This is a genomic window from Candidatus Thorarchaeota archaeon (assembly GCA_013388835.1).
Taxonomy (GTDB): domain Archaea; phylum Asgardarchaeota; class Thorarchaeia; order Thorarchaeales; family Thorarchaeaceae; genus JACAEL01.
Map to the genome: position 1 here is coordinate 1 of JACAEL010000070.1, position 11,690 is coordinate 11,690.

Below are 11,690 nucleotides of genomic sequence, written 5' to 3' on the forward strand. Positions count from 1 at the left end.
GTGGCGCAGCGCCTCAGTCCCAGCAGCCATTAGACTCGCTCTGGTCCTCGTCGTCACATGGCCCAGATGTCTGTCTTCTTCCTACCCCCATAGTAAGGAGGAAGAAGAGCACCATGGAAGGCCAAGCATAGGGAATGACTGCGGCGAACATCGCAGAGTCGATGAGGATGAGAGGGCCCCAGAACAGCAGGAGCGCCGCACTGCGTGACAGCAGCTCATATGCGATCCTTCCCAGTCTCGAAGCCACATGGATGGCATACCATCTACCGAAACCTACGGGTTTGCTCAGTCCCTTTCTGGACACTGCCTCGCGTGCCTTCTCACCCCTATCTTGGTAGTACAGAGCGATTAGGAAAGTTGAGAGGCTGGACCCCGCAGACAGCAGCATGAGAAACATCCATGATTGCATTAGGTTTCACGTCCATTCATCCATCGCATTCATGTAATCATCGATGCCGCAGAACTGCCCTGCTGCTGCCTGAGTAGGTCAACCACTAGCAACCCCATCCAGAATGCCGTGAATGCTAGGAACATGAGAGCCACCATCATTACGACATTGCAGCGACCCTTTAAGCCGTTCGTCAGCATCCTCTCGCTCTTATTAATCCAGAACCTCTCTTCAAAGAACTTGAGAATGCCTCCCGAGCCCTTGTAACTATTCGCTATGTCAAGTGCGCTCTTGAAGGCCAAGAATGCTGCGGTCAGCATCGACAAGGCAAAACCCAGAAACAGCCACCCTGCCACCACGGGCTCCATACGTGACTGGAGATACTTCTCAATGGTCAGAATGTAGAACATGATCTGGAGAGCACTTGCAGCACCAATGAGCGCCCACACTATCCACTCGGTGCTTGGCGTGCCGAAAGACGCTGCTATCCGAGCGGCGAACCAACCAAGGATGACTGCCACGCCCAACTGAGCAACGACGAGGTCTAGCGACTTCATGGTCTGTTGCACTTCGGGGCCATTCAAGAGTGCCTGACTCTGCTCTTCGCTGTAGTCCTCGCACCCAAGAAAACGGACGTTGAAGTACTCGAAGTTGTAGTCACCGAGAAGGTCTATTGTGGCGTGAGCGTAAACCTCTACCCCTGGCATCACAATGAAATCTATCACAAGATGGACCAAAGGCCACCAGCCGGTCAGATAGACCTGAACCACTTCTCCGACTACAGCCAATGCAGACTCGACAATACCCGCTAGTCCCGGCTTCTCGTCAGCAGAACCAGTCGTTGTACCATCACCGGGCTGTCCCACAGGTTCCTCATCCGGCGGAGGCGCTGGCACCCACGGCAGCGTCCCTCTCAGGTCCACCACCAGCTCCATGTCCTGCACACGCAGGTCCACCATCGCCACGTCATCGTACCGGAGCACCCTGATGACCACGTAGCTCACAATCCGCGAGGCGTTGGTCACGGGGCCTAAAGTCACCAAGTTGCCGGGAATGAATGAGCGCATCGCGTTGTTGGCCCGGTCGTACCACAGCTCAGTGGTGTGACTGGAGCTGAACATGGAACCAAATGGTCTTCGCATAGTTCATATTGCACTGCACATCTGATACTCTGGATACGACATGGACCGTTCTGGAGACTGGCTCAGGCAGGCTGAGTATGACATCCAGACGGCCATAGGTCTTGCTCGTGAGGGTCGTCATGCCTGGGCATGCTTCGTAGCGCAGCAGTCAGCAGAGAAGTCATTGAAAGCCGTATTGGAGAAGATGGGGTTACCAAGCTGGGGCCACGATCTGATTGAACTTCTTCGGGCGATTGAGCAACGACTCAGCTTCGACAACTCTCTGCGAGAGTCATGTCATCGGCTCAACCTGTATTACATAGCCGCAAGGTATCCGGATGCTTTCTCAAGCGGAGTTCCTGAAGACAAGTTCTCAAAGGAGCAGAGTGCGTCGGCACTTAGAGACGCACAGGAGGTGCTTGTATTTGCTTCTGAAGCTGTACATCAGCAGTGAAGCAGCACAGACCCTAGACGACTACGTCAAGCGGCTCAAGAGGAGCCATCCGGTCCGTGCCGTTGTGGTCTTCGGTAGCGCCGCCAAAGGTGGGTGGAACCATCGGAGCGACATTGACGTCTTGATAGTCAGTGACAGCATGGGGACCGACTGGTTTGAGAGGAACCTCGCGGCCCAGAAACTCTCACGAGGGCGCATTCAGGCCTTCGTCGTGACATCAGACGAAGTGGAGTCTGCGATAGAATCCCATGCCTATCTGATATGGGAAGCGCTGCACGATGGCGTAGTCGTGTTTGATGATGGGGTCTTCGAGACTGCCAGAGCAGCACTCATGGAGCTCATGGGCTCTGGAAGAGTCGCACGTAGAGAGCAGGGCTGGGACCTGAGATCAACTGCCACCTAGTCGCACCTCAGACCGCTTCTCTTCTTGCCCATCTGGCAAGTTAATCGCGAAAGGCCTGACCGGCAGCGTCGTCTCTCGTCATGAGCCGCTTTCTGCCGGCCACGTAGTCTTTGTAGGTATGCCTCCGCCTTAGTCCTATCCCTGGTGGTCCTGCGGGGGTTTCCTCGAACTTGTCGAACAGCCTCCAGAGCCACGCGTCGATGAATTCATCACTCACTTGGCTGTCAACCATGTCATGTACGATAGTCTCAACTCTGGTGTGTTTGCCAGGGGATGCCACGTAGTCCTGAGAAGGACCTGATTCGTCACTGCTGTCTGACGCTTGATGGTGTTCTCCGTGCCACTTGTCTAGACGTTCTCTGAACGCGACCCCAACTTCATCATCCCTTGACATCAGACCGTCCTTTGTTCTCTCCCATTCCTTTGTCATCCACTTTGGTATCACACGGTGCGGAGACTCAAGCGCGGTGAAGGCCCGGAGGAGATAGACATCAAACTGTGGCGTGCCATAAGCATCAACAATCATACGCTCTCCTTGAGTGTCACCTCCAGCGCAAGCCGGTGCTGCTCTTCATAGTTGAGGACTGCTCTCTTCAATGAGGGCTCGGTACTTCTGCTAGTCATCACAATAGGAATCGCTACGGCGAAACCCATCAGATAGCCCAGAGCCAAGGATATGTAGGCAATCATGAGTACTGTGCTTGACCAGTAGAGAATCCGAATGGCGCCCTCCCAGATACCCGGATGAGCCCTGTAGCCAACCACGACTCGCTTCGAACGCTCTGTTTCCAATTCATCATGGCATGATGAGACTATCCGAGCCACCCTATCGGTCAGTGTGTGGGAGAGAGAGAAACACGATTCCAACTAGAAGCAGCAGGAGGAGATCATATCGCAGTAGCTGGAAGAACGTGTCGGAGTCTCCCTGCATCAGACTCATCACCACTTGTATGCCGCCCTAATGAAGTACAGGGCGATTTCCGCAATGCAGTACACTATCATGCCTACATAGCAAGTCTTCGTGTACTGCGCTGCAACGCTTCCCCTGAACGTCGTGATGAGGTCAAGTGCCATGAAGTCCGCATTCTCATAGATTCTTGGAATCCATTTGTATATGAACCTCTTCACAAGACCATCATGCTGAGTTGATCATAGTTGTTGGACTTTCCGCACTCCCCACCACTGCGATAAGAAACAGAGAAGCAGGCCAGCCCAGAAGGCTCCGACGAACGCCCAGCCCATCGTGTTCAGAATTTCCTCGGCGGCAAGCATGATTAGGGCCATGTAGACAACCGTCGCAATGGCTGCCAGCTGGGTTATTGCTGCCAGCAGACTTGTCAGAGGAGCAGTTAAGGTGCCCGCGCCCAATCTGCTAGCCACCATCGCGGTCTTGATGCTGTCACATGCAACCCAGAGCCCTGCAACATAGAAGGACCCTTTGTTGTAGAGCAAGACAGTGACAGCCGTACTGACGAGCTTGCTGAAGATGCCATCGATGAACTCCGTTAATGCCTCTGTGAGCCCGAAATGAGTGAGAACCCAGTTCAAGAGAAACTCCACCGCAATCCTGATACCGTTCAGTATGTCGTAGATGACCTCGAGTAGGACATTGTCGAGGTCAGGAACAAGAACTCCCTGAAGTGCCTGCTCCTCGTCGGGAGCATAGACATACTGATGGAGCTCAGGCCATGGCCAAGACCACTCGTACCGTACAAGTGATAGAAGTGCTACAGAGGCGAGAAGGTCAGCCCTTCTCTTGGCGCTCTCGTCCACAGAATCCCCTAGCACTCCGTCGAAGCATGATTCCACGGGGCCAATATCACCCGGCTCAGGCACCCACGGCAGCGTACCCCGCAGGTCCACCAAGTGCATGTCCGGCAACCGCCAAACTACCATGACCACGTCGTCATAGCGCAGCAGACTAGTTCTCGAGATTCAAGTCTGGGGACTCTCAGGCAACCTGTCGCGGAAGCTACTCCTCTGAGCCAATCTCAAAACGTCTGTAGGCTTCTTTGAAGACCCTGCCGACCTCGTCTTCGCGAGACATTAGCTCTTGCTTAAGCCTCAGATACTGCTCTAAGTCGTGACGAATGGCCCGTGGGGCCCCGTCCCTCGTGCGCTCCTGTTCGAGCTGCATCTCTTCGTATACCCGCACAATCCACAGGGCTGCCGCCACTGGGTCACTGGTGTCAAGGATTTCTCTCAGTCCTTCTTCGCTACGGAAGTCTATGTCCGTACATGGTGACAACTTCGGATGATAGAATGGCAACGCAACCGCCATGAGCCAGATAGGAATCATGGCTACAAAGAACGTCGGAGTATACTCAGGCATTACCAACAGGCCGAATATCCAGAAGAGAACAACGGGCAGCTGCAATACGAAGGCGGATGACACATCTTGGTGCCGCTTCTGTCCTGAGAGTAACAGGCGTGCGTACCGGCTTCCAATGCCTTTGGGTGCTTCGAGCTGCCCCCGAACCACTCTGTCTCTAATCCTTGAGCCTAGCCACAGATAGGACATGACCGGAGCAACCCCGATACATGTCATAACAAGTGTGAAGACCAGACTCTGCCAGAGGTAGTCTAGTCCAACATCTGCACACATCCGCCAGACTGCGTCAGGAGAAACAGCCGCGCAAGACATAGTCTACCATGCTCCGATTGCAATGCCCGTGACCAGACCTACGAGCACTCCAAGGCATATGATGTTGCACAGTATGAGACCATAGTGGCAACGTCCCTTAAAACCACATTGGCGTACTGACTCGAGCGGTGATTTCCGGTACACGTCGGTAAAGAAGTCGTACAGACGACCGGCCTTCTTGCCGCTCATGAAAGCCTTTGTCAACCGGTTCTCCCACCACACCTGCAACAGCCACATCATACCCATCGTCAAGAACGCAGCAGCTGCGTCCATTGGACTAAGCGAAGAACTACGAACTAGAGACCAAGTCACTGCGAAGTACCCCAGTACGCACAGTACGTAGGCGAAGATGGCAAACCAGAATTGTCCCTCTTGTGGCAGCGTGAGGAAATGAGCCCATTTCTCAAGGAAAAAGTAGATCACGCCAATGGCTAACGCCAGCGCGTAGGCTACGACTCGAAGCCAGTCGTCTAGAGAGGCAATCATTATATCGATTGTCCGTTGTCCCTCGTCTGCTGGCTTCTCATTCCAATCAAGTACTTGAATTTCAAACTCCTCAACATGTGTGTCACCTAACAAGTCCATGACTATGTGGATGATCAGAAGCGACGAACCTAAGACAGTCTGAGAGAAGCACAGGTGGAGTTCGGGCCAAGGCCAAGTGAAGAACGCATGGACACATGCAGCTATGTTAGCGAAGACACCTTGCACAATTCCTAGGAGTGAGGACTCGCTGTCCGTCTTTCCGCCAAGTGTCCCGTCGCCCGTACCGTTCGGGGGCGCCTCATCCGGTGGAGGCGTCGGCACCCACGGCGGCGTCCCCCGCAGGTCCACCACCAGCTCCATGTCCTGCACGCGCATGTCCACCATCGCCACATCGTCGTACCGGAGCACCTTGATGACCAAGTAGCTCACAATCCGCGAGGCGTTGGTCACTGCACCCAGCGTCACCACATTCCCGTCGATGGCCGAGCATATCGAGTTGGAGGCACGGTCGTACCACAGCGCGCCCGTCCTGTCAAAGCTGGCCGAGGTGGAGGGAGAGTCCTGCCTCAGCTCGCCTTCAGTGTCGGGATAGTACGCTGTGCTCATCCTGCCGGTCGATGAGCCGGACGAGTCATCATACCACCATATCCATGCGATCTGCTTCATCTGGTCGTCAAAGAGGCCGATGAGCATCTGGCCCATGCTGTTGCTCGTCTGGGTGAGGCTGCCTCGTACCGAGAACTGACCGAGCTGGTAGAGTCTGAATGGCCTGTCCAGTGCCCGCACAAAGGTGGCCCCGTGCCATGTGTTGTAGGCCGGTCGAGCAGCAACACTTGCTGTCAGGTAGCTGGCCCCGACTGGCGCGATGAGTTGGGAGTCGGAGTCGCGCGTTAGGAGCATGATGTCATCGACGTAGCCGCTGCCCCTGATGAGGATGGCGTTCACGTCGACTATGTCCACGTTTGGCTGTGCTCTGTGCAGGTCAGTGAGTAGGTCTCTCTTGAAGGTCCACCACTGCCCGTTGGTCGTGTTGGAGCCGAGTCCAAAGTAGACGTATTCTCCTGTGCCGAGACCATCGGTGTCAACCGGTGTATACTGAAGGTATCGGTGTCCAGCGGAAGTGTCCACCGACACATAGACGATGTAGTTCTCGGAGTACTTCATGCTCCACTGGATAGTGAGGTGGTCCTTGTCATTCCAGTAGTTTGTGGAGCTGTACGGATACCTGTGACCGGTGCTTGTGCCACTGCCCTGAAGCTGAATGACGCGTCGAGTGCCTAGAAGGACATTGCTGACTGTACCAGACCCGCTGTATACACCCCAGCCTGTTGTCCTGCCATCCTCGGCATCCTCCTTCACGGTGGCGTAGGAGAGCAGCTTGATGTCATCTATGTAGCCGCTGCCTCGTATCAGGAAGGCGTTGATATCAACGATGTTGATGCTCGGATAGGCCTCATGAAGGTCAGCGACGAGGTCACGTTGGAATGTGTGCCAATTGCCATCCTTGGAGGTCGTTCCGAGTCCGTGGTGAACATATCCCGCAGTCGCTCCCAAGTAGTCGACATCCTGAGGTGTATAGTCCATATAGTAGTGCCCTGAAGTTGTGTCTACGGAGATATAGATCTCATAGTACTCAGAGTACTTCATGCTCCACTGAATCACGAATCGGTTGCGTTCATTCCAGTAGTTTCCAGAGCTCGGGTACCGATACCCGGTGTCCCAACCGCCGCCCTGAAGCGAGATTGCTCTGTCCCCGTCAAGCGCGACGTTTGTGATGTTTCCGGCAGGGACGTTATCGTAGACCTCCCAGAAGGCGGTATCGCCGTCCTCAGCGTCCTCCGTGACATCGACCACACCAAAACCGTCGTTCTGGTAGAAGCTCCTGTTAGACATACACCGGTCCGTGAAGGAAGTGAAATCGGAGCCAGAGTAGCTGACTCGGATGGAGTATATCCTTTCATCATGCTCAGTGTTGGAGCCATACCGCTGGCAGTTCACTCCCACGTACTTTATCATCCGGTCGAGGTGACTCCCCGTCAACTGATTAATTGAAAGTAGGACCTGTTCTGACGCTCCTGAGCGCTTCAGGCGTATGCCATTGAGAGGGTCGTATCTAACTGAGATAATTCCGTTGTAGTCACCACCGAGGGCGGACCATGAGTACGAGTTCTCGGTCCCGGAGGTGCTGACGAAGGCCCCGCTCACAACTAGGCTCGACGCACTACTTGAGCTGTCGACAACCGAGAGACGGAAGACGGGACGCTTCATATCGTCGTACAGATAGAGGTTGAGAGAGCCCACTCTCTGGACTTGACCACCATGTAGCAGGGAGACGTTAGCCGAGAAGCTTCCAAAGTCACTGAGTTTCATGTAGGATGGTAGCTCCTGAATGAAGGTAGGTCCGTGCCAGCCAGTGCCCGTGGGAATGCCGGACACATAGAGGTAGTCCTCACCAACCTGTATCGAGCCCTGACCCAAGGGCGAGAACGACTCCTCGCTGCCCCAAGCACCGTGGGCTGGCTCCGAGGCAATGCACTTCCTGACATACCAGAAGTCGAATATGGCATCCAATGTGCTTGAGCCCCACTCCTTGCCAAAGAGGCCGAGGTAGGCGGGGTCCAGCTCGGTCATTGAATACACATTGCTCCATGTTGAACCGCCATTGAAGCTAATGTCAAAATACCTGGTGCTTCCAATTTCCCTGATTCTCAGCTCAGTCCCCATTGTTGTGCTGGAGTAGGCGGCCACTCTCCAGTAGCCTACGTCATTGATAATCTTCTCGAGGGTGTACTCGTCGTAGCTTGCGCTGCGATAGCGACCCCACAGATAGGCATTGTTACGATTGTTATAGGCCATGATTCCCGCATGGGTGTTGAGGTTGACGGAGTAAGTGTTCAGCTTGGTGACTGCGGCATAGTTCGTAGAGGGTGCAGCCCTGTATGCGATTGGGGCATACTCCAGCGTGCCACCCCACCAGTCACCATTGTCAGCTGAGCCGATTGATATGACCATCGATGAACCCCATGCTTCCTGAATCCATCCGACGGGCTTGCTCTGGGTCCATGAACCAGACACGACGTTATCATTGAAGTCATCAAACTGAAGGAATGTTGCATATCCATCTGAGGCCGAGCCAACCGCAGGATTTCCGTAGTATACGTAAATGTTCTTTGAGGTATCGAGACTGTCTGCAACCTCAACCCAGAATACTGCTTGTGACGATGCAGCATAGGTCTCACGCCAGTGATCAAGGAGAACCCGCCCGGTCCCATCAGTGAACCGGATGTCGTCAAAGTCGGTCTGGCACTTGGAGTTGAGGTACACATGCTCTCCCGAGTCGGTGCCCGAACCGTAGTGGACAACAATGCGGACTGGGTAGTTGGGTACGGCTCCACTGGAACCGCTGATTGTGTGCAGCTTTCGGTAGCCCCAAGGCGCTTGGGCACTTGAACCAAGCTGGGTGTACTCCTGTGGTCCCCATGTGCTGTGGCTTGGCTCGAGACTGAGAGACTTCTTCATGAAGACATCGTCAACATACGAGGTCCCATACGAGCCCGGGGTTGCGTAGCAGTTGTCGAGATTGGCGTTGGGGTATGAGCTCGGACTCTGGCTGAACCCCTTTCCGACAACTAGAAGGACTGGCGGCCCACTCCAGTCAGAATACCTTGTCAGGGTCGTATGTGTGGTCCACGAGACTCCGTCTGTTGAGTACTCGGGGTAGACATAGCTCTGAGTCACCCGGATGCGATAGTAGTACCATGTGTTGATGGATACTGAGCCAGCATTCCCTCCCCAGACTATCGAGTTTGCGTAATTGTACTCAAGTGAATGCTGCAAGTAATCAGACGGGCCGATACCAATCCAATCATAGGGGCCCCAGTATACGAAGAGGTTCGGACGCCATGAACAGCCAGCGTATGAGCCTATCATGATCTTGGCTTGCACCACGAAATTGTGGAAGTCGGGAGTATCCTTCTCGATGTGGCAGTAGTAGTTCTGGGCCTGATAGATTCGAAGCCTGTTGGTGGATATGCTCACTGTGCCGGAACCATACTCGTCCTCCGTCCATTCGGGCCCCACGGCGGAGTTGTCAGCTCTGTTGAAGTCGTCGAAGAAGTCGAACACGGAGCTGCCGGTAGACGCGCTAACCGCACTTGGGTTGCCGTAATAGATGTAGATTGTCCGATCGCGGTCAAGGGACCCCTTGATTTCAACCCAGAAGACTGCCCGTGATGATTCAGTGTACGACTGGCGCCAATGGTCGAGAAGGGTATAGCCATCAGCATCCGTGAAGCGTATGTCATCGAAGTCGGTCTGAGCTCGGCTATTGAGGTACACGTTCTCGCCAGAGTCGGTCCCGGAGCCGTAGTTCACGACAATACGGACAGGGTAATTGACGACTGCCTCACCGCTGCCGGACCCGTGGATGATGAGATGGGACTTGCGATACTGCCACGAGGAGAGCATCTTCGCTTCCTCGCCAGACCACATGGGGTCGTATTCATAGTTGCAGACCGTTGCGGAGTCAATCCAAAGTCCGCCCGTGCGACCCGGCTTTCGGTCCACGACGGGTTCCTGCCACACTCCGTCGACCTTAGTACGTTCCACCCGGACGCCACCAATGTCCAGCTGTTCGAGGTGTATGCTATCAACTTGGTCAGTCACATTTCCCGAGGCAGTCACGTTCACATAGATGTAGTCCCAGCCAGGGGAGGGGCTGCCTCCAAACTTGAACCATCCCGAGTATGTGCCGCCTGTGAACACAGGCGTGGAGTTCTCCCAGTGCCCGGGAGTGTACGATGCTATCGAGGTGTACAAGTCACTGTACAAGACAGAATCGTAGTCGATTGGCGGATCCTCAGGCGGGAGGGCTTCCGGATTGTACGGACCACCCTCATCGGGGATGTACTCGGACTCGATATAGTAGTTCTTGGTGTAAGTGATGTCGACTGCGAGAAGCTGCCGCTGACCAGGCTCAGGGTATCCGTCATATACCCTGTAGTACGCGAAGATGAGACTGACGAGGTCGTACGGGAGACTAGTGTAATTCGCAAGGGCGTAGTATACCATTTCCGCGACTCTGTAGACTTTGTGGGTGTCGGTGTAGGTCTGGGAGTAGTTGGCATCTATCTGCTCAATCTCGGTCAGTATTATCTGCGAGAAGTCCATGATATGGACACTGATGCCGGTCTGTACAAGGTCCTTTGCTTTGTTCAGCTCTGCAGTCCTGTAGGCTTCGACGGTCTCGGTGTCCAGACCAAAGGCCAGCATGATTGTAGCAGTTATCTCAACGTTCGTGACTTCGGCAGGCCTTGATCCGGGGACCGTGTACAGCTGTTTGCCAGAGTCCTCACTGCCGTACTTGACGATACGTCTGCTATCACAGGCTGCAAACAGATGAACACTGGCCTTAGACTCCATCACAATCCTTGCCATAGTCTTCCAGGATGTGAGGTGATTCCCCGTCACCATTCCTATAGGCCCACCATGTGACATGTACACTATGATCTGATTGTCAAGTGACTTGGCGACATGAGGGGCGTTGGTCTTGATGAGGCGTATCCTGTCGGGAATGAAGAGGTCATCCACAATGAAGGTGTTCAACCGGGCAATCAGGTCATTGACCGCCCAGTCGGTGTCCTTATCGTCGGACAGCTGCAGAATGGCAACCGAGGGACCAGCATTGAGTTGGTCAGCCGTGAGGGCGGTTTGAGCTGCAACTTGCCCAGCAAAGACAAACGATATCACTACTGCCAGAATAGCAACGACCTTACTTCTAGGTACTACCACGCTCATATCTGAAACTCTCGCCAACACTGGTGCTTTGAACTCACTCCTCAGCCCGCGATGAGGAATACGTGGCACAGTTGTATATGAAACTTACAGTCGTTTCGGAATCTGTAGCAGAGATCAGGTCCAGAGTCGGCAGAGGGGTCGTCGCGCTGCCTAATTCGCACGGTTATGGCACACAAGTCCACCCTGCGTGCCAGTTCCAGTTCCGAAGTGACAGGTCGGAACCACTCATACAACGGAGTCGCTTGTCCTTGTTCCGTTCTAGGAGCCAAGTCGAACCACGCAAATGAATCATCGCGTTGTCAGACCTACACAAATCCGAGTACCGGTCAGGGCGTCAGCATCAACCGTTCATTTTTAGTTGGACAAAGTTGGACACAGGAGTCTTGTCACTCCCAGGA

10 protein-coding genes are annotated in these 11,690 nt (G+C 54.3%); 2 read left to right on the plus strand and 8 right to left on the minus strand.

The annotated features are described in order from the left end of the window. Nucleotides 1-13 precede the first annotated feature (13 nt). On the minus strand, nt 14-409 hold the full coding sequence (locus HXY34_11580; GenBank protein NWF96772.1) for a hypothetical protein: 396 nt from the start codon (nt 407-409) through the stop codon (nt 14-16). A gap of 29 nt (nt 410-438) precedes the next feature. After that, nucleotides 439-1,530 carry a hypothetical protein gene (locus tag HXY34_11585; GenBank protein NWF96773.1) on the minus strand — a complete coding sequence of 364 codons (1,092 nt, stop codon included), beginning with the start codon at nt 1,528-1,530 and terminating at the stop codon, nt 439-441. Between the two features lie 40 nt (nt 1,531-1,570). Between HXY34_11585 and HXY34_11590 the strand changes: the two genes are divergently transcribed. Continuing rightward, nucleotides 1,571-1,963 (plus strand): HEPN domain-containing protein, encoded by a 393-nt coding sequence (locus tag HXY34_11590; GenBank protein NWF96774.1) that lies wholly within the window; start codon nt 1,571-1,573, stop codon nt 1,961-1,963. Next, a complete protein-coding gene (locus HXY34_11595; GenBank protein ID NWF96775.1) occupies nt 1,935-2,366 on the plus strand; it encodes a nucleotidyltransferase domain-containing protein in 432 nt (143 codons plus the stop codon). Before HXY34_11590 ends, HXY34_11595 begins: the two co-directional genes overlap by 29 nt. 40 nt (nt 2,367-2,406) lie before the next feature. Here the strand turns inward: HXY34_11595 and HXY34_11600 are convergent, their stop codons facing one another. The 6 genes from HXY34_11600 to HXY34_11625 all read right to left on the minus strand — a co-directional run bounded on the left by HXY34_11600 (nt 2,407) and on the right by HXY34_11625 (nt 11,292). Further along, nucleotides 2,407-2,892 (minus strand): hypothetical protein, encoded by a 486-nt coding sequence (locus HXY34_11600; GenBank protein ID NWF96776.1) that lies wholly within the window; start codon nt 2,890-2,892, stop codon nt 2,407-2,409. Beyond that, a complete protein-coding gene (locus HXY34_11605; protein ID NWF96777.1) occupies nt 2,889-3,158 on the minus strand; it encodes a hypothetical protein in 270 nt (89 codons plus the stop codon). The genes HXY34_11600 and HXY34_11605 overlap by 4 nt, the downstream gene beginning before the upstream one ends. Nucleotides 3,159-3,305: 147 nt before the next feature. Then, nucleotides 3,306-3,494, minus strand: a complete 189-nt coding sequence (locus HXY34_11610) for a hypothetical protein (protein NWF96778.1) — start codon at nt 3,492-3,494, stop codon at nt 3,306-3,308. 21 nt (nt 3,495-3,515) lie between these two features. After that, on the minus strand, nt 3,516-4,262 hold the full coding sequence (locus HXY34_11615) for a hypothetical protein (protein ID NWF96779.1): 747 nt from the start codon (nt 4,260-4,262) through the stop codon (nt 3,516-3,518). Between the two features lie 76 nt (nt 4,263-4,338). Then, nucleotides 4,339-4,971 (minus strand): hypothetical protein, encoded by a 633-nt coding sequence (locus HXY34_11620; protein NWF96780.1) that lies wholly within the window; start codon nt 4,969-4,971, stop codon nt 4,339-4,341. 42 nt (nt 4,972-5,013) lie between these two features. Then, nucleotides 5,014-11,292, minus strand: coding sequence for a DUF2341 domain-containing protein (locus HXY34_11625; GenBank protein NWF96781.1), 6,279 nt, complete (start codon nt 11,290-11,292; stop codon nt 5,014-5,016). Between the last annotated feature and the right edge of the window lie 398 nt (nt 11,293-11,690).